Source organism: Micromonospora polyrhachis, assembly GCF_014203835.1.
Taxonomy (GTDB): domain Bacteria; phylum Actinomycetota; class Actinomycetes; order Mycobacteriales; family Micromonosporaceae; genus Micromonospora_H; species Micromonospora_H polyrhachis.
On sequence record NZ_JACHJW010000001.1, the window covers coordinates 5,595,613 to 5,613,545 of the forward strand.

Sequence of the window (17,933 nt, forward strand, 5' to 3'; positions counted from 1 at the left end):
GTTCTTCCCATGACCGATCCATCCGTCGCGGCGTCGACCGAACGTCGCGCGCAGCTCGCTGGCAGCCTGGCCAGGGTCCGGAGCCGGATCGTGGCGGCCTGTGCCGCCGCCGACCGGGACCGGACCGGGGTCACCATGATCGCGGTTACCAAGACGTACCCGGCCAGTGACGCCGTGCTACTGGCCGGATTGGGAGTCGCCGATCTGGGCGAGAACCGGGACCAGGAGGCGGCCGGGAAGGCTGCCGAGGTGGCGGCGGCCGGGGTCGACGTACGGTGGCACTTCGTCGGACAGCTGCAACGCAACAAGTGCCGTTCGGTGGTCGGTTACGCCGACGTGGTGCACTCCGTGGACAGCGTCCGGCTGGCCACCGCGCTGGGTGCCGCCGCCGAGCGCGGCCGGGACCGGGTGCTGGACGTACTGGTGCAGGTCAGCGTCGACGGTGACCCCGCCCGGGGCGGTGCCGTCGCCGGCAGCGCCGACCCCGACCGGGGGCTGGACCGGGTCGCGGCCGAGGTGGCCGGGAGCGGATCGCTGCGGTTGGCCGGGGTGATGGCCGTCGCGCCGCTGGGCTGGGAGCCGGAACGGGCCTTCGCCCGGCTGGCCGGGATCGCTGCGGGATTGCGCCCGGACCATCCGGACGCCACGGCGATCTCCGCCGGTATGAGCGGTGACCTGGAGGTCGCCATCGCGTACGGCGCGACACATGTACGTATTGGCAGCGCGTTACTCGGAATGCGTCCCACGCTGCGGTAGCCTGACCCGCGAAAGGTCAAACTACATCAGTGTTGTTTGAGACATTTCCCTCAGCGACGGGGGTCGGCGGGCGTTGGCGGTTTTGATTAGCCGCGCCGGGGAGAAGTCTCAAGCCGGTGGGCACGCAGTGTTCACGCGCGTGACAGCGACAGGCACGGGGGGCGTGCCGCACGGCGGACGGAGGGGCGCGGATGGGTGCACTGCGCAAGGCGGGGGTCTGGCTCGGCCTCGTCGAGGAGGACGACGAGCGGGCCTACGAGGAGGGTGGCTACGAAAAGGGTGGCTACCGTGACTCGCGTTACCGGCAGAGCCGATACACGGAGGACTTCGCCGACGAGGACGACGACCAGGACGACCCGCCCGCCGTACCCCGGGCCCGGGTTGGTGATCGTGGTCGGCTCTCCGAGCGGGCCAGTGTCCGCTCCGCCGACCTTGACCGGGCCGAGCCCGAGCGGACGGAGCGGTCCAGTGTGCGTTCGATCACCCGGCCGAGCACCCCGGAGACTCCGTCCAGCCTGAGCTACCACACCCGGGACAACCTGGCCCTGGCCCCCCAGCCGCCGATTCGGGAGCGGGAGCGGCCGGTGGTGGTCGAGGAGGAGCAGCGCTACCAGATCACGACGCTGCATCCCACCACGTACCGGGAGGCGCGCACCATCGGCGAGCACTTCCGGGACGGCGTGCCGGTGATCATCAACCTCACCGAAATGGATGAGGCCGATGCCCGCCGCCTGGTGGATTTCGCTGCCGGGTTGGCGTTTGGGCTGCGCGGTACGATCGAGCGCGTGACCAACCGGGTGTTTCTGCTCTCGCCGGCCAATGTCCAGGTCACCGCGGAGGACAAGGCCAAGATCGCTGAGGGTGGCTTCTTCACCGCCTGAGTTAGTCCGACCAAGGGATCTTGTCTGCCGTGTTTTCGATCCTGTTCCAAGTCCTGTACTTGGTCCTTTACGTGTTTTTGCTGGTTCTTTTGGCCAGGTTTGTCCTAGGTGCCGTCCTGCAGTACGGGCGGCGCTGGCAGCCCGGCCGCGGAGCAGCGGTGGGACTGGAATCCGTGTGGAGCGTCACTGATCCGCCTCTCAAGGCGTTGAGGCGTGTGATCCCACCATTGCGAATTGGTACCGTGAGCATCGACCTGGCCTCCCTTGTGCTCCTGGTTATCCTGTTCGTGCTGATGGAGTTCGTGTTAAGGCCGTTGATCCACCAGTCGAACAGCTGGTGACACCAGCGCGCTACGCGGCCGCAACTGACCCGAGGAGTTTCGATGCCGCTTACCCCGGCTGACGTCCACAACGTCGCCTTCAAGAAGCCGCCGATCGGCAAGCGGGGGTACGACGAGGAGGAGGTCGACGCCTTTCTGGACGAGGTCGAGCGTGAACTCGCTCGGCTGATTGAGGAGAACAACGAGCTTCGCGCCCAGGTGGAGCGCGGCGGACGTGGCGGCGCACCAGCCGGCCCGGGCGCCGACCCCAGGTTGGCCGCTGAGCTCAACGACGTCAAGACCCAACTCGACCGGGTGCAGCGCGACAAGGCAGCCGCCGAGCAGGCCGCCCGCGCGATGCAGGCCGAGTTGGAGCAGATGCGGGGGCAGACCGGCCAGGTTCCCGGCGGCGACGGCGAGCAGCAGGCCCTGCGGGTGCTGATGATGGCCCAGCGCACGGCCGACGACCACGTGACGGATGCCCGCCGCGAGGCCGACCAGCTGCTTTCCGAAGCGCGGACCAAGGCCGACGAGGTCACCCGGGAGGCGCGGGCCAAGGCCGACGCCCTGGAGCGGGACGCGCGTCAGCGGCACCAGGAGGCGATGGGCGGCCTGGACGCCAAGCGCACCGCACTGCAGAAGCACATCGAGGAGCTCAAGCAGTTCGAGCGGGAGTACCGCACCCGGCTCAAGGCGTACCTGGAGAGCCAGCTGCGTGACCTCGACGGGCGCGGGCAGGGCCTTGAGGTGGAGATGACCAGGACCGACGGCAATCGGTCCGGTGGCAGCTCCACGAGCCTGGCCGCAGCCGGTCTGGCCAACTCCTACAGCGGCAGCCGCTCCGGTGCCCTCGAAGCGGGACGCTGACGCCGACCACCACGGAAGCCGGAACGACGCGGCGGGGGTGAGCCATGATTCTCGCAAGTCTGCTGCTCATCCTCGTCGCCGTCATTCTGCTCGTGCTCGGCCTGGTCAGCGGATCGAGCGGAGCGCTGATCGGTTCCATCGCGGCAAGTCTGTTGGCGGCCGTCGCCCTGGTGGTGGGAGCCCGCCAGGCGGCCGCCGCCCGGACCAACGTCGACGATGCCGGACGCGCGGACGACGACCGGTTGTCGCGTCGCCGCCGGCCCGCTGACGGCACGGTCGACCCGAGCGGGGCGAGCGTTCCGACCCAGCACACGCCGACTTCCGCCGGCTTCGGCCAGCCATCCGACCCACGTTTCGCAGCCGCCGGGGACGAGCCGGACGGCCGTGCCGAGGCAGCCGCCGACGAGGCCCTGTCCGACGAGCCACCGGCCCAGGAGGTCCTGGCGACGGACGCCGCGCGGGTGGCCCGAATGTCCGCCGAGGTGCTGGTCGTCGACGGGCGGCCCCGCTACCACCTGCCCAGTTGCCCGCAGCTCTCCGACCGGACGGCGGAAGCGCTGCCGGTGAAGGAGGCGGTGGAGTTGGGCTTCACACCATGTGGCCGTTGCGAGCCGGACAGCACCCTGCTGGCCGACACCCGGCACGGCTGAGCGTCGCCATCGTGCCGGCCGCAGCTCGTCGACCCGGGCGGCGGGGTACCGACGACTCCCCGATGACCACCACCGCCTCCGACGCGTCGGCCCCACCGTCGAGCCGAAACACCACCATGCGGTCGTCGTCGGGACAGCTACCGGAGTCCGGACCGGTCACGGTCGCGGTCCGGGTGAAGCCGGGTGCCACCCGGGCCCGGGTGGGCGGCCGATTCGACGGGCCGTACGGGCCCGCCCTGGTCATCTCCGTCAACGCGCCAGCCGTCGATGGTCGGGCCACCGAGGCCGCCCGTCGAGCGCTGGCCGAGGCGCTGGACGTACGCCCACGGGCGGTGGAACTCCGCGCCGGTGCGGCCAGCCGCGACAAGCTCTTCCAGGTGGACGGCCTCGCATCGGCGATCGACGTACGACTGCGCCGGCTGCGGGACGGATCCGCGGACTGAGCCGGCCCGACCGGGGCGACCATGAGCGACAGCTTCAACCTCGCCTTGTTGCTCGGCGCGGCGGTGCTGCTGGTCGCCGTGGGCGCGGTACGTCTCTCCACCCGGGTCGGTCTGCCCAGCCTCCTGGTCTACCTGGCCATCGGCATGGTGCTCGGCCGCTCCGGTCTCGGCATCCGTTTCGACGACGTCGAGCTGACCCGTACCCTCGGTTTCTGCGCGTTGGTCGTGATCATCGCGGAGGGGGGCCTGACCGCCCGGTGGAGCACGCTGCGACCGGTGCTGGGCGTCGCCGCCGTGCTTTCCACGGTGGGGGTGGCGGTCAGCATCGTGGTGGTGGGGGTGGCCGTCCACCTCCTGTTGGGGCTGGACTGGCGACTGGCGCTGCTCTATGGTGCGGTGCTCTCCTCGACCGACGCGGCGGCGGTCTTCGCCACCCTGCGCCGGTTACGGCTCCCACCCCGCCTGGTCGCCATCCTCGAAGCCGAGTCGGGCATGAACGACGCGCCGGTGGTGCTGCTGGTCATCCTGCTGTCCAGCGTCATGCCGGAGGCCACCCACCCGTGGTGGCAGGACGTGCTGTTGGTCGGCTACGAGTTGCTCGTCGGCGCGCTGGTCGGCCTCGCGGTGGGGCTGGGCGGTCGGTGGACGCTGCGTCGGGCCGCGTTGCCCTCGTCGGGGCTGTATCCGATCGCGGCGGTCGGGCTCACCGTGCTGGCCTACGCCGCCGGCGCGGTCCTGCACGCCTCGGGTTTCCTCGCCGTCTACGTGGCCGGGGTACTGCTCGGCAACGCCCGACTACCGCATCGCCAGGCCATCCTCGGGTTTGCCGACGGACTGGCCTGGCTGGCCCAGATCGGCCTGTTCGTGTTGCTCGGCCTGCTGGTCACGCCGACCCGGCTTGACGAGGCGGTGGTGCCGGCGATTGTGGCCGGTCTGGCACTGGTGCTGTTGGCCCGGCCGCTCTCCGTGGCGGTCTGCGCCGCCCCGTTCCGCGTGGACCTGCGGGACCAGATGTTCCTGTCCTGGGCCGGGCTGCGCGGGGCGGTACCGATCGTGTTGGCCACGATCCCGCTCTCGCTGCGGGTGCCGGGGGCGGCCCGGCTCTTCGACGTGGTCTTCGTACTAGTGGTGATCTTCACGCTGGTGCAGGCCGGGACGCTGGCCCCGGTGGCCCGGTGGCTTCGGGTCACCGCCCCGGCCGAGGCGGCTGAACTTCGGGTCGAGACGGCACCCCTGGAACGGATGCGGGCGGACCTGCTCCAGTTGTCGGTGCCGCCGGGTTCCCGGCTGGCCGGGGTGCACATCGACGAACTGCGGTTGCCGGTCGGGGCCTCGGTGACCCTGGTGCTGCGCGACGGGTCCGGGTTCGTGCCGGGGCTGGACACCCGACTCCGGACCGGGGACAGCCTGTTGATCGTGGCGACCTTTGAGACACGCGACGCCGCTGAGCGGAGGTTGCGGGCGGTCAGCCGGCGGGGACGACTGGCCCGGTGGTTTGGCGAGTATGGCGACGATCGCAGCGAATGATCTGCTAGCGTTCGTTTTGCCCTGGTTTATGGATTGATTCGGGCTGTCAGGCGGCACATCGGTGCGGCATGTTGTCGGACGCATGTACGTTCCGTATTCTTGCCAACTCGGAGTGCGTGGCGTCCCGCCGCGCGCCGTTTTGCAAGTGGGGGACGCCATGGCCGAACGGGGACCAGGGCACGTACGGCCGCGAGACGGGACACGACCGCTCCGGAACGCCGCCGACACCACCACTACGGCCATGCCTTCGGGTGTGGCCATGTCCAATAGGGTTCACTGGCCGATCGCGTGAGGCGCCGGGGAGCCCTGTCCAGGCACCGCCGATCGCCGCGGAGTCCCGCGGCCAAGGGAGCGACGATGGCGAAGCCAGCCGACATCAACACCGCCAGCCGCAAGCTGGCGGGCAAGGCCCCCCGCAGTGCCGCGGAGACGGAGAAGATCCGGGCAGCCCTGGCAGCGCGGCGCGACGAGTTGCGTGCCGAGTACGATCAGACGCTGAGCGAGATCGCCGAGCTGCAGCGCGACCGGCTGACCGACTCGGCCGGGGACGACCAGGCCGACACCGGGACCAAGACGTTCGAGCGGGAGCAGGAGATCTCCCTCGCCAACAGCATCCTGGAGCGGATCACGCAGGTGGAGCGGGCGCTGGAGCGGCTCGACGAGGGCGGCTACGGCTGGTGTGAGAAGTGCGGTAACCCGATCCCGGTGGAGCGGCTCGCCGCCTTCCCGTCCGCGACCCTCTGCGTCACCTGCAAGCAGTTGCAGGAGCGACGGTAAGCGCGGGAAGCGAGCCTTCCGGCGCGGACGGAAGGTACGACCGCTGAACACCGATGGGGAGCAGATGACCGCAGCACGGCGCGCCGGCCCCGACACCCCTCCCGATCCCGCCGAACGGCCGGGCCACCCGTCCCGACGGCGCGCGGTCCTGATCCTCGCGGCGACCGCCGTGGTGGCGTTGCTCGCCGACCTCGGCACCAAGCATCTCGCCCTGGCCACGCTGGAGGATCGCGAACCGGTCCGCCTGCTCGGCGGCGCGGTCTACCTGAGCCTCACCCGTAACAGTGGGGCGGCGTTCAGCCTCGGGTCCGACTACACCTGGGTCTTTCCGCTGATCACGACGGTCGTCGTCAGCTGGATCTGCTGGATGGCCGTCCGACTGAGATCCGTGCCGTGGGCCATCGCCCTGGGGCTGGTGCTGGGTGGGGCGCTCGGTAACCTCACCGACCGGATCTTCCGGGCACCGGGCGTGCTGGTCGGCCACGTCGTCGACATGATCAGCGTGTTTGATCCGTACGGGCAGGTCTTTCCGATCTTCAACCTCGCGGACAGTTCACTGGTCTGCGGCGTCATCCTGGCCGTCCTGCTGGAGTTCACCGGACGGCAGCGCGACGGCACCCGAATCCGGTCGGGCGACGGCGAACCGGCCCCCGACGACAGCGTGAGCGACGACCAGCGGGAGCGGGCGTGACCTCGACCTACGAACCTGACCAGGTACGCCCGAGTGGCGACCGCCGCTCGCTACCGGTGCCGGACGGTCTGGACGGTATGCGGCTGGACCAGGCGGTGTCCCGACTGTTCGGCCTCTCCCGTACGGCCGCCGCCGCGCTGGTCGAGGCCGGTGACGCCCTCGTCGACGGGGTGGCCCGACCGAAGTCGGAGAAGGTCGACGCGGGTTCCTGGTTGGAGGTCACCCTGCCCGCCCCGGCAGCGGCACCACAGGTCGTCCCGCAGGCGGTGCCGGGGCTACGGGTGGTGTACGCCGACGACGACATCGTGGTGGTCGACAAGCCGGTCGGGGTGGCGGCCCACCCGAGCCCCGGCTGGACCGGACCGACGGTCATCGGTGGCCTGGCCGCCATCGGGCACCGGATCGCCACCAGCGGCGCGGCCGAGCGGCAGGGGGTGGTGCACCGGCTGGACGTGGGCACCACCGGCATCATGGTCGTGGCCAAGAGCGAGCAGGCCTACAGCCTGCTGAAGCGGGCCTTCAAGTTCCGCGAGGTGGAGAAGCGCTACCACGCGATCGTGCAGGGGCACCTCGACCCGCTGCGGGGCACCATCGACGCCCCCATCGACCGGCACCCCAGCCACGACTACCGGTGGGCGGTGGTCTCGGGCGGCAAACCGAGCATCACGCACTACGACACGATCGAGGCGTTCCCGGCCGCCAGCCTGGTCGACGTTCACCTGGAGACCGGCCGTACGCACCAGATCCGGGTGCACTTCTCCACCCTGCGGCACCCGTGCGTAGGCGACCTCACCTATGGTGCGGACCCCACCATCGCCGCCCGGCTCGGGCTCACCCGTCAGTGGCTGCACGCCCGGGAGCTGAGCTTCCAACACCCGGGTACGGCAGAGCAGGTCCGGTTCGTCAGCGAATATCCCGACGACTTGCAACGAGCGCTCACCATTCTGCGGGACTGACCGACGTGCCAGGGATCATTCCGGGTACGGATCATTTCGACGGCAAGGTGCGTCCTGGGGTGTGGCCTGAATAGGCTTTGCTTCGTAGCCTGTCAGGCGGGGCACCAATGGCGCTGGGAGGGCGAGCCGTGGACGGCACCGAGACGGGCTGGGGCCGACCTGGGGAACCAGCACCGCGCTGGCGCGCGTTGCTCGACCGGGCTCGGCTCGGCCGAACCGGTGAACACGACGACAGCGGCACCCGTACGACGGGCGATCGCTGGCATGACGAAGAGCACCTGACCGGTGGGCCGGCGGTCGGTAACCCGGGCCAGCCCGGTGGTGCAGACGTCGGGAACGCAGGTCGGTTCGGTGGTCCGGCCGACCTAGGTCATCCGGATGACCTGGGGCCACCAGGGTTCCTGGCGGAACCGCCTCGACCGGGCGAGTCCCGGTTCGCCCTGCTGGAGAACGGCTACCGAGCCGAGCCGCCCCGCTACGTCCCGCCGGCCGATTCGTCGTACCCGACACCGGCCGATTCGGGCCAGGCCACGCCGCCCCAGCGCGCGTACCCGGCACCGGTCGAGCGGGGGTTTCCCCGACCGATGGACCGGCCCGCCGGTGCGCCGGTGGAGCGCGGTCGAGCCCGGCCCGTGCCACCCCGGTACGCCCCGGCGGTCGACTCGGGACAGTCCGCGCCGGGGATCCCCGCCCCGGGGCAGGTCGGGCCGGGCCCGGGTGTGCCGGCTCAGCTCGGTCCGGGCCCGGGTGTGCCGGCTCAGCTCGGTCCGGGTCCGGGCGTGCCGGCTCAGCTCGGTCCGGGTCCGGTAGCAGCGGGCCAAGCCACGCCTGGCGTGTCCCGGTATGCGGCACTGGAGACTGGCTACCATGCTGAGCCGGGCTATCCCGAGCACGCCCGGACCACCGCCCGGGAGCCGATGGTTCCTCGCCGGCTGATGGAGTGGCGGGAGAGCCGCCGCGACTCGGAGGTCGACCGGGCGGTCAGCGTCCTACGACGTGATCTCGGATCGCCCCGAGTGCTGGCCTTCGCCAACCCCAAGGGTGGCGTGCACAAGACCACCGCCACCGTACTGGCGGCGGCCACCGTCGGTAGCGTGCGCGGTCGGGGCGTACTTGCCTGGGACGACAACGAGCTACGGGGCACGCTGGGGCTGCGGGCGGGCAGTGCTCGGCACGCCCGGACGATCCGGCACCTCATCACGGACCTTATCGACGTCGAGTCGCGGCACGGTGCCGACCTGGTCACGCGGCTCGACGACTACCTGCGGCACGCCTCTGACGGCTCCTACGACGTACTGGCCGGGGAGGAGAGCCCCCGGTTCGCCCAGCAGCTCGACCAGCACACCGTACGGCGGGTGCTCGACCTGCTACGCCGGACCCACGAGGTCATCTGTGTGGACACCGGCAACAACGTGGAGAGCGTCAACTGGCAGACGGTACTGCGGGCAGCCGACCAACTGGTGTTGACCACCGTGCCGCGGGAGGACGCGGCGTTCACCGCCGACTGGATGCTGGACCTGCTGCACGAGGTGGGCATGGGGGAACTGGCGAACAACGCGGTGACCCTGCTCTCCTGCCCCACCCCCGGCCGTTCGCCGCTGCTCGACGATCTGGAGCGGCACTTCGCCACTCGGACGAGGGCGGTGGCGGTGGTGCCGTACGACCCGGCGTTGGAGGTCGGTTCGTCGATCGAGTATGGACAGTTGCAGCAGGGCACCCGGGAGGCGTGGCTACGGGCGGCGTCGGTGATGCTGGAGCCGTTCGTCCGCTGACCGCCGATGCTCGCCCGCCGTGCGAGCCGGCCAGGAATGCGTTGGCCGTACGGCCACCGGAGTCATGTCGCGCCCGGTAGTTTGACGGATCCGGGTCCGGCACCCGCCGGATGGACTCGGCCTGAGAGGATCATCCGGTGAGCCCGGAATTCGCCGACCATCGTCGGTCCGACGACAGCGCTCCACCGGACGAGCGCCCCGCCGAGGGGACGTCACCACCGGGTGGGACCGGCCCGGACCCGACCCGGGAGCAGGGGCTGGGACGACCAGCACGGGAGGGCGCGGGCGGTCCGACCGTCGACCCGGTCGGGACGCCGTCGTGGCCGGGAGCGTTGCCGCCGGGAGCGCCGGCCGGGCCGTACTGGATTCCGGCCTTGCCGCAGCCGCAGCCCCTGGGACGGCGGCTCGCGGTCGGTGCGGGCGCGCTGTTGGCACTGATCCTGCTCGGCGTCCCGTTGGGCCTGCTCTGGGTGGCGGTCTCGCCACAGATTCCGGTAGTCCGCACCGAGACCGGTACGGTGCTGACCCAGCCCCAGCCGGAGGAGTTCATCGCGGCCGACGGCTGGTTCAGTCTGCTCGGGTTCGGCTTCGGTGTACTGGCGGCGATCGTGTTCTGGCTGGTCCTGCGTCGCCAGCGGGGTCCGCTGAGCCTGCTGCTGCTCGCCGTCGGCGGGATCGGCGCGGCCGTCGTCGCGTGGCAGGTGGGTCGCCGTATCGGATTGGACGAATACCAGCGGCTGCTGGCGACCGCCCCGCTCGGGGAGCAGTTCAACAAACCGCCGGACCTGCGCGCGGGTGCCTTCGAGTGGCTCTACGGCTGGCTCCCGACCGTGCAGGGCAACCTGCTGCTCCCCGCCTTCGGGGCGGTGGTGACGTACACCCTGCTGGCCGGTTGGTCCCGCTGGCCCGACCTGCGTCCAGAGCTGGAACCGGGGCCGCAGCCGGAACCGGGACCGGGACCGCAGCCGATCAGTTGGGGCTCGTCCGTACCGCCAGCTCCGGCAGGGGCACCGGCACCGCCCGAACCTGGCGCAGCAGAGCCGCCTCGCGGTTGAGCAACCGCAGTTCGGCCCGGAGCCGGTTGGCCGTGTCCGGGATGGCGAGCAGCCGTTGCCGGTCACCCACGGTCAGCGCGGCCGTGGCCGCCACCAGATGGGAGAGCACGGTCGGGTCCTCCGGCAACTGCTCGGAGATCTCCTGCGAGTCGACCCGGATCAGCCCGAGGTACTGCCGGAACACCGCGAGCACCCGGGGCGCGAGCAGGTCGGCGCTGTCGTCCGGCTCCGCCGGCTCGGTGAGCCATTCCACCTCGGCGATCAGATAGGGCGCGCTCCGGTCGTCCACATCCACGATCCGGAACCGGCGGCGACCCACCGTGACCAGGTCGAAGTTGCCGTCGGCCAGCTCGGTGACCTGACGTACCTCGGCGGTGCAGCCGACCTCGTAGAAGCTGACCACCGTGTCGGCGGGATCGTCCGCCGCTCCGGGCGGGGGCAGCACCTCCCAGCCGCTGCGGATGGCCACCACCCCGAATTCACGGGGCCTGCCGTCGGGCAGCCCGACCAGGTGTCGTACGAGTGCCCGGTAGCGCTCCTCGAAGATGTGTAGCGGTAGCACCAGTCCTGGGAAGAGCACCGTTCCGAGCGGAAAGATCGGCAGCCGCGCACCCATCGGTCGAGCCTAACCTCTCCGGTGGTCCCGATGCGCCACGGTATCCGGGGTGGCCCGGCTCACCATCCCGCTACCTGGGCAGTCTCGGTCCGGCAGGTGGGAGCCGCCTAGACTCGCAGGCGTGCTGAAGCGGATCGACCTGCGCGGCGACGCGCGTGACCCACGGGAGCTACTGCCCCGTGCCCAGATCGACGTTTCCGTGGCGGTCGAGGAGATCCGCCCCGTCGTGCAGGCCGTGCGCGAGCATGGCTTCGCCGGCATCCGCGAGGCCACCCATCGACTCGACGGCGTCACCCTCGACCAGTTGCGGGTGCCAGCCGAGGCGCTCGTCGCCGCGGAGCAGACCCTGGACCCCGAGGTCCGGGCCGCGTTGACCGAGTGCATCGAACGGGCCCGCCGGGTGCACACCGACCAGCGGCGCGGCGACCACACCACCGAGGTGGTGCCCGGCGGCACCGTCACCGAACGCTGGGTGCCGGTCGACCGGGTCGGCCTCTACGTCCCCGGTGGCCTGGCCATGTATCCCTCGACGGTGGTCATGAACGTGGTGCCGGCACAGGTGGCCGGGGTCCGTTCGCTGGTCGTCACCAGCCCACCGCAGGCAGACAACGGCGGACTACCCGACCCCCGGGTGCTCGCCGCCTGCGCCCTGCTCGGCGTGGACGAGGTCTACGCCGTCGGCGGCGCGCAGGCGATCGCGATGCTCGCCTACGGCGCGGCCACCGATGCCGAGGGCAGCCAGCGCTGCGCACCGGTCGACATGATCACCGGGCCGGGCAACATCTGGGTCACCGCCGCCAAGCGGCTGCTGCGCGGCGTGGTAGGCATCGACGCCGAGGCCGGACCGACCGAAATCGCCATCCTGGCCGACGACACCGCCGACCCGGCGCACGTCGCCGCCGACCTGATCAGCCAGGCCGAGCACGACCCGCTCGCCGCCAGCGTCCTGGTCACCCCGTCGATCGCGCTGGTCGAGGCGGTCGAGCAGGAACTCACCCGGCAGGTCGCCGCCACCAAGCACGTCGACCGGATCACCACGGCGTTGGGCGGCGAGCAGTCCGGGGTGGTGCTGGTCGACGACCTTGAGGCGGGGCTGCGGGTGGTCGACGCGTACGCCGCCGAGCACCTGGAGATCCAGACCCGGGACGCCCGCCGGTGGGCGATGCGGGTCCGCAACGCGGGCGCGATCTTCGTCGGGGCGTACTCGCCGGTGTCGCTCGGGGACTACTGCGCCGGTTCCAACCACGTGCTGCCCACCGGGGGCTGCGCCCGGCACTCCTCCGGGCTGTCCGTGCAGTCGTTCCTACGCGGCATCCACATCATCGAGTACGACGAGGCGGCGCTGCGCGACGTCGCGCCACACGTGGTGACCCTCGCCCGGGTGGAGGACCTGCCGGCCCACGGCCAAGCGGTCCAGGCACGGTTCCCGACCGGGCGGACGGCGGCATCGTGACCACCATCGACGACCTGCCGATCCGCGACGACCTGCGGGGCCGCCGGCCGTACGGGGCGCCCCAGCTGGACGTGCCGGTACGGCTCAACACCAACGAGAACTCCTACCCGGTGCCGGAGCCGGTGGTGGAGGCGATCAGCAAGGCGCTCGCCGCCGAGCTGCGGGACCTGAACCGCTACCCGGACCGGGACGCGGTTGCGCTCCGTACCGACCTGGCCGACTATCTGGGCCACGGGCTGGACACCGACAACCTGTGGGCGGCCAACGGCTCCAACGAGATCCAGCAGCAGCTGCTCCAGGCGTTCGCCGGCCCGGGGCGTACCGCCCTGGGCTTCACCCCGGCGTACTCGATGCACCCGCTGCTGGCGCTGGGCACCGGCACCCGCTGGGTGGACGGTCGGCGCGCTGCCGACTTCGGCCTGAGTCCCGCCGACACGGTGGACCAGGTACGCGTGCACCGGCCGGACGTGGTCTTCCTCTGCTCGCCCAACAATCCGACCGGCACCGCCCTGAACCCGGCGGTGGTCGACGCCGTGCTGGCCGCCGCACCCGGGATGGTGGTGGTGGACGAGGCGTATGCCGAGTTCGCCCGCCCGGGGACCCCCACCGCGCTGTCCCTGCTACCGGGGCACCCCCGGCTGGTGGTGACCCGGACCATGAGCAAGGCGTTCGGGTTCGCCGGCGGTCGTCTCGGCTACCTGGCAGCCGACCCGGCGGTGGTGGACGCGGTGCAACTGGTGCGCCTGCCGTACCACCTCTCCGCGCTCACCCAGGCCGCCGCGCGAGCGGCGCTGGCCCACCGGAGCGCGCTGCTCGGCACCGTCGAGGTGATCAAGGAGCAGCGGGACCGGATCGTCGCCGAGCTGCGTCGGCGGCGGTTCACGGTGGCCGACAGCGACGCCAACTTCGTACTCTTCGAGGTCGGTGGGGATCAGTGCGTGGTGTGGCGGGCGTTGCTTGAGCACGGTGTGCTGGTCCGGGACGTCGGTCTGCCCGGCTGGCTGCGGGTGACCGCCGGCACCCCGCAGGAGACCGACGCTTTCCTCGCCGCGATCGATCAGTCCGGAAAGGTGGAGCAGTGAGCAGAACCGCCCGGGTCGAGCGGACCACCGCGGAGACCAAGGTCCTCGTCGAGTTGGACCTCGACGGCACCGGCAAGGCCGAGATCAGCACCGGGGTCGGCTTCTACGACCACATGCTGCACCAGATTGCCCGGCACGGCGGCTTCGACCTCACCGTGCAGACCGTCGGAGACCTTGAGATCGACGCGCACCACACCATCGAGGACACGGCGCTCGCCGTGGGCACCGCCTTCGACCAGGCGCTCGGTGACCGGGCGGGCATCCGACGGTACGGCTCGGCCACCCTGCCGATGGACGAGGTGCTGGTACAGGCGGCGGTCGATCTCTCCGGCCGGCCGTACGTGGTGCACGACGAGCCGCCACTGACCCCGTACATCGGGCCGGTCTATCCGACCAGCATGACCCGGCACATCTGGGAGTCGTTCGGGCAGACCGCCCGACTGACGCTGCACGTGACGGTGCTGCGGGCCGCCCGGCCCGGCGGGCACCCCGACGCGCACCACGTGGTGGAAGCCCAGTTCAAGGCGGTGTCGAGGGCGCTGCGCGAGGCCACCTCGATCGACCCCCGGGCGGCCGGCGCGATCCCCAGCACCAAAGGCGCGCTCTGATGAGCGCGAGGAGCGAGCTTGCGAGTCCCGCAGTCGCGAATGAAGGTGGGCTCTGATGAGCGCGAGGAGCGAGTTTACGAGCCCCGCAGTCGCGAATGAAGGTGGGCTCTGATGAGCGCGAGGAGCGAGTTTACGAGTCCCGCAGTCGCGAATGAAGGTGGGCTCTGATGGATGCCGTGTTGCCGATTCTGCTGCTCGCCCTGGCCGGGATCCTGGTCGGTGGGGCCTGGTCGTCGTACCGGCAGGGGGCGTCGCCGAAGGCGATCGTCGTTATCGTCCTGCTCGCCGTGGTCTCTGCGACCGCTGGGGTGTTCTGGCTGTTGCCGGAAGGCAGCATCTGATGGCCGCCCGGGTGGTCGTGCTCGACTACGGCTCGGGCAACCTGCGTTCCGCCCAGCGGGCGGTGGCCCGGGTCGGTGCGGACGTCGTGGTCACCGACGACCTGGCCGCCGCCGTTGCCGCCGATGGCCTCGTCGTACCCGGGGTCGGGGCATTCGCCGCCTGTATGGCCGGGATCGAGGCGTTGGGTGCCGGCCCGATCATCGCCGAGCGGGTCGCCGCTGGTCGACCCGTGCTGGGCATCTGCGTCGGCATGCAGGTGCTCTTCGAGTACGGCGAGGAGCACGGCGTGGTCACCAAGGGGCTGGGCCTGCTGCCCGGCGGGGTGAGCCGGCTCGCCGCCCGGCGGCTGCCGCACATGGGCTGGAACACCGTCGACCCGGCACCCGGTTCGGTGCTCTTCGCCGGGCTGCCCGCCGGTAGCCGGTTCTACTTCGTGCACTCGTACGCGGCCACCGACACCGCAGCGTTGACCGGGGCGGGGGCCCTGGTCACGACCGCCACCCACGAGGCCGGCTTCGTGGCCGGGGTCGAGCGGGGGGCGTTGTCGGCGGCCCAGTTCCATCCGGAGAAGTCCGCCGACACCGGGGCGACCCTGCTACGCAACTGGGTGTCGACCCTGTGAGCAAGGAGCGGGCCCGGCGGCGGGCGGCCAGGCTGGCCGAGGCGGAACGGGACCGGGTCCGCCGGGCCCGAAGGGTGGCCCGGCGGCAGCGACGGCGGGCTCTGGTGCACCGGCTTACCCCGCGACTGCCCCGTCGACGTACCGGACGGCTCTTCGCCCGTCGTAGCCGAGGGGAACGGGCCGGGGTGGTGGTGTTGTCGCTGGCGGGGCTGCTCGCCATCTGGCTGCTGATCGATTCCCTGGCGTTGCGCCTGATGTCGATCGTGTTGATGCTGCTCGTGCTGCCGGCGGTCGTGGTGATCGCCCTGGGCCGTCGTACCTAGCGTCGGCTCACCTAGCGCCGTTGTACCTAGACAGGAGACCAAGTTGAGCCTCACCCTGCTTCCCGCTGTCGACGTGGCCGACGGCCAGGCGGTACGCCTCGTCCAAGGGGCCGCCGGCAGCGAGACGAGCTACGGCGACCCGTTGGAGGCGGCGCTGGCCTGGCAGCGGGACGGAGCGACCTGGATCCACCTGGTCGACCTGGACGCCGCCTTCGGTCGGGGGTCGAACGCGCATCTGCTCGCGGAGGTGGTGCGGCAGCTCGACGTGGCGGTCGAGCTCTCCGGCGGTATCCGTGACGACGAGTCGCTGCGGGCGGCGCTGGGTACCGGCGCGGCCCGGGTCAACATCGGCACCGCCGCGCTGGAGGACCCGGTCTGGTGTGACCGGGTGGTCGGCGAGTACGGCGACCGGGTGGCGATCGGCCTGGACGTGCGTGGTCGTACGCTCTCCGCTCGTGGTTGGACCCGCGACGGTGGCGACCTCTTCGAGGTGCTGGAGCGGCTGGACAAGGCGGGAGCCGCCCGCTATGTCGTGACCGACATCACCAAGGACGGCACGATGCGCGGCCCCAACCTGGAGCTGCTGCGCGAGGTGTGTGCCCGCACCGACGCGCCGGTGATCGCCTCCGGTGGCGTCTCCACCCTCGACGACCTGCGTGCGTTGGCGGCGTTGGAACCGATCGGGGTGGAGGGCGTGATCGCGGGCAAGGCGCTCTACGCCGGGGCGTTCACCGTGGCCGAGGCGCTCGCCGTGCTGGCCCAGCCGTGACCAGGCAGGTTCGTCCAGCCGCGATCAGGCAGGCTGGCTCGGCCGTGACCAGGCAGGTTTGCCCAGCCACGACCGGATGGTGGTCGGCGCGGCCGGATAGGCTCGGCGCATGACAGTGGCGGTACGGGTGATTCCCTGCCTCGACGTGGACGCCGGTCGGGTGGTCAAGGGGGTCAACTTCGTCGACCTGCGTGACGCGGGTGATCCGGTCGAGCTGGCCGCCGCCTACGACCGGGCCGGCGCGGACGAGTTGACCTTCCTCGACGTGACCGCCTCCTCAGCCGGCCGGAGCACGATGCTCGACGTGGTACGCCGTACCGCCGAGTCGGTGTTCATCCCGCTGACAGTCGGTGGGGGAGTACGGCAGGTTGCCGATGTGGACACCCTGTTGCGGGCCGGTGCGGACAAGGTCGGCGTGAACACGGCCGCGATCGCCCGTCCGGAACTCATCACGGAGATCGCCGAACGGTTCGGCCGGCAGGTGCTGGTCCTCTCGCTCGACGTCCGGCGGGCCCCGCAGGGCACCACGGGCAGCGGGTTCGAGGTGACCACCCACGGTGGGCGCCGGGGCACCGGCCTGGACGCCGTGGACTGGGCGCATCGGGCCGCCGAGCTGGGCGCGGGGGAGATCCTGCTCAACTCGATGGACGCCGACGGCACGAAGGCCGGCTTCGACCTGGAGTTGATCCGGACGGTGCGCGAGGTGGTGGAGGTGCCGGTCATCGCCAGCGGCGGTGCCGGTGCCGTCGACGACTTTCCCCCGGCGGTCGCGGCCGGTGCCGACGCGGTGCTCGCGGCCAGCGTCTTCCACTTCGGCGAGTTGAGCATCGGCGAGGTCAAGGACGCGCTTCGCGCGGCTGGCCGCCCGGTCCGGGACAGCGTCACCGCCGGCTGAGCCCGGCTAGTGGGAGTCCGCCTCCGGGGAACGGCGGGGTCTCGGAATCACCTGGGCGGTGTATTCCTGCACCGCCCGGGCGTGGTCGTCCTCGGCTAGCGCCCAGTCCCCGCTGCCCGGCGCGTGCCGCCGGATGAGCACCCCGCGCATGGTCTCCACGGCGGCGGCGAGACCACCCTGTGGCCGGGTACGCCACAGGTGCTCCCCGGCCGGGGTGAGCTGGAACCAGCCGTCCGTCACACTGATCAGCCCCGCTCCGGCGAGCCGTTGGACCGCGATCTCCACCTCCTGCCGGGCGGGAATGGCCCGCCGGAGGTGGTCAGCGGTGGAGAGGACGTCGGCGAGCCGTACGCCCTCCGGTCGTCGGGTCGACGCCGACCGGCGGTGGCGACCCGCTCCGCCCGCGATGACCAGCGATACGAAGATCCAAGCGTCCGACAACCGCCATCCCTCGTCCCCCATGGCGAACATGATGCCGCGTGATCGGCTTCGAGGGAACCGGTGTATCCGGTGGATGCCTTCGGCCAT

Annotated in this window: 22 protein-coding genes; 20 read left to right on the forward strand and 2 right to left on the reverse strand. The window is 71.2% G+C overall.

Annotation, left to right across the window (positions count from 1 at the left end):
- Positions 1 to 9 precede the first annotated feature (9 nt).
- The 12 genes from FHR38_RS24795 (at position 10) to FHR38_RS24850 (ending at position 10,695) form a co-directional block, all read left to right on the forward strand.
- The gene (locus FHR38_RS24795) at positions 10 to 756 is read left to right on the forward strand and encodes a YggS family pyridoxal phosphate-dependent enzyme (protein ID WP_184536912.1); all 747 of its coding nucleotides are present in this window, start codon (positions 10 to 12) and stop codon (positions 754 to 756) included.
- A gap of 191 nt (positions 757 to 947) precedes the next feature.
- Positions 948 to 1,637: a cell division protein SepF gene (locus tag FHR38_RS24800; RefSeq protein WP_184536913.1), complete on the forward strand. Its 690-nt coding sequence runs from the start codon at positions 948 to 950 to the stop codon at positions 1,635 to 1,637.
- A 29-nt stretch (positions 1,638 to 1,666) separates the two neighbouring features.
- Positions 1,667 to 1,978: a YggT family protein gene (locus tag FHR38_RS24805; RefSeq protein WP_184536914.1), complete on the forward strand. Its 312-nt coding sequence runs from the start codon at positions 1,667 to 1,669 to the stop codon at positions 1,976 to 1,978.
- A 42-nt stretch (positions 1,979 to 2,020) separates the two neighbouring features.
- A complete protein-coding gene (locus FHR38_RS24810) occupies positions 2,021 to 2,824 on the forward strand; it encodes a DivIVA domain-containing protein (RefSeq protein WP_184536915.1) in 804 nt (267 codons plus the stop codon).
- A gap of 44 nt (positions 2,825 to 2,868) precedes the next feature.
- Positions 2,869 to 3,474, forward strand: coding sequence for a hypothetical protein (locus tag FHR38_RS24815; RefSeq protein WP_184536916.1), 606 nt, complete (start codon positions 2,869 to 2,871; stop codon positions 3,472 to 3,474).
- A 116-nt stretch (positions 3,475 to 3,590) separates the two neighbouring features.
- Positions 3,591 to 3,917, forward strand: coding sequence for a DUF167 domain-containing protein (locus tag FHR38_RS24820; RefSeq protein WP_184540164.1), 327 nt, complete (start codon positions 3,591 to 3,593; stop codon positions 3,915 to 3,917).
- A gap of 21 nt (positions 3,918 to 3,938) precedes the next feature.
- The gene (locus tag FHR38_RS24825; RefSeq protein WP_184536917.1) at positions 3,939 to 5,444 is read left to right on the forward strand and encodes a potassium/proton antiporter; all 1,506 of its coding nucleotides are present in this window, start codon (positions 3,939 to 3,941) and stop codon (positions 5,442 to 5,444) included.
- A gap of 357 nt (positions 5,445 to 5,801) precedes the next feature.
- Complete coding sequence (locus FHR38_RS24830) at positions 5,802 to 6,221, forward strand: TraR/DksA family transcriptional regulator (RefSeq protein ID WP_184536918.1); 420 nt, start codon at positions 5,802 to 5,804, stop codon at positions 6,219 to 6,221.
- Entirely contained in the window at positions 6,124 to 6,912 is a 789-nt protein-coding gene (lspA, locus tag FHR38_RS24835; protein ID WP_512698626.1) for a signal peptidase II, read from the forward strand. Before FHR38_RS24830 ends, lspA begins: the two co-directional genes overlap by 98 nt.
- Before the next feature lie 77 nt (positions 6,913 to 6,989).
- Positions 6,990 to 7,868 (forward strand): RluA family pseudouridine synthase, encoded by an 879-nt coding sequence (locus tag FHR38_RS24840; protein ID WP_184540166.1) that lies wholly within the window; start codon positions 6,990 to 6,992, stop codon positions 7,866 to 7,868.
- A gap of 128 nt (positions 7,869 to 7,996) precedes the next feature.
- A complete protein-coding gene (locus FHR38_RS24845; RefSeq protein ID WP_376771433.1) occupies positions 7,997 to 9,640 on the forward strand; it encodes an ATPase in 1,644 nt (547 codons plus the stop codon).
- A 137-nt stretch (positions 9,641 to 9,777) separates the two neighbouring features.
- Positions 9,778 to 10,695: a DUF2567 domain-containing protein gene (locus tag FHR38_RS24850; protein WP_184536921.1), complete on the forward strand. Its 918-nt coding sequence runs from the start codon at positions 9,778 to 9,780 to the stop codon at positions 10,693 to 10,695.
- On the opposite strand, the gene FHR38_RS24855 is transcribed toward FHR38_RS24850, so the two are convergent.
- Positions 10,610 to 11,311 carry an LON peptidase substrate-binding domain-containing protein gene (locus FHR38_RS24855; RefSeq protein WP_184536922.1) on the reverse strand — a complete coding sequence of 234 codons (702 nt, stop codon included), beginning with the start codon at positions 11,309 to 11,311 and terminating at the stop codon, positions 10,610 to 10,612. The two genes, FHR38_RS24850 and FHR38_RS24855, sit on opposite strands and share 86 nt — an antisense overlap.
- A gap of 121 nt (positions 11,312 to 11,432) precedes the next feature.
- Between FHR38_RS24855 and hisD the strand changes: the two genes are divergently transcribed.
- The 8 genes from hisD to hisF all read left to right on the forward strand — a co-directional run bounded on the left by hisD (position 11,433) and on the right by hisF (position 17,405).
- Positions 11,433 to 12,764 (forward strand): histidinol dehydrogenase, encoded by a 1,332-nt coding sequence (hisD, locus tag FHR38_RS24860; RefSeq protein ID WP_184536923.1) that lies wholly within the window; start codon positions 11,433 to 11,435, stop codon positions 12,762 to 12,764.
- Positions 12,761 to 13,846 (forward strand): histidinol-phosphate transaminase, encoded by a 1,086-nt coding sequence (locus FHR38_RS24865; RefSeq protein ID WP_184536924.1) that lies wholly within the window; start codon positions 12,761 to 12,763, stop codon positions 13,844 to 13,846. The genes hisD and FHR38_RS24865 overlap by 4 nt, the downstream gene beginning before the upstream one ends.
- Positions 13,843 to 14,454: an imidazoleglycerol-phosphate dehydratase HisB gene (gene hisB, locus FHR38_RS24870; protein WP_184536925.1), complete on the forward strand. Its 612-nt coding sequence runs from the start codon at positions 13,843 to 13,845 to the stop codon at positions 14,452 to 14,454. The genes FHR38_RS24865 and hisB overlap by 4 nt, the downstream gene beginning before the upstream one ends.
- Positions 14,455 to 14,621: 167 nt before the next feature.
- Positions 14,622 to 14,795: a CG2302 family histidine operon protein gene (locus FHR38_RS24875; RefSeq protein ID WP_184536926.1), complete on the forward strand. Its 174-nt coding sequence runs from the start codon at positions 14,622 to 14,624 to the stop codon at positions 14,793 to 14,795.
- On the forward strand, positions 14,795 to 15,418 hold the full coding sequence (hisH, locus tag FHR38_RS24880; RefSeq protein ID WP_184536927.1) for an imidazole glycerol phosphate synthase subunit HisH: 624 nt from the start codon (positions 14,795 to 14,797) through the stop codon (positions 15,416 to 15,418). The genes FHR38_RS24875 and hisH overlap by 1 nt, the downstream gene beginning before the upstream one ends.
- On the forward strand, positions 15,415 to 15,741 hold the full coding sequence (locus FHR38_RS24885; RefSeq protein ID WP_184536928.1) for a hypothetical protein: 327 nt from the start codon (positions 15,415 to 15,417) through the stop codon (positions 15,739 to 15,741). The genes hisH and FHR38_RS24885 overlap by 4 nt, the downstream gene beginning before the upstream one ends.
- 43 nt (positions 15,742 to 15,784) lie before the next feature.
- On the forward strand, positions 15,785 to 16,510 hold the full coding sequence (priA, locus tag FHR38_RS24890) for a bifunctional 1-(5-phosphoribosyl)-5-((5-phosphoribosylamino)methylideneamino)imidazole-4-carboxamide isomerase/phosphoribosylanthranilate isomerase PriA (protein WP_184536929.1): 726 nt from the start codon (positions 15,785 to 15,787) through the stop codon (positions 16,508 to 16,510).
- Positions 16,511 to 16,619: 109 nt separating this feature from the next.
- A complete protein-coding gene (gene hisF, locus FHR38_RS24895; RefSeq protein WP_184536930.1) occupies positions 16,620 to 17,405 on the forward strand; it encodes an imidazole glycerol phosphate synthase subunit HisF in 786 nt (261 codons plus the stop codon).
- Positions 17,406 to 17,411: 6 nt separating this feature from the next.
- Here the strand turns inward: hisF and FHR38_RS24900 are convergent, their stop codons facing one another.
- Complete coding sequence (locus FHR38_RS24900; protein WP_184536931.1) at positions 17,412 to 17,867, reverse strand: hypothetical protein; 456 nt, start codon at positions 17,865 to 17,867, stop codon at positions 17,412 to 17,414.
- Between the last annotated feature and the right edge of the window lie 66 nt (positions 17,868 to 17,933).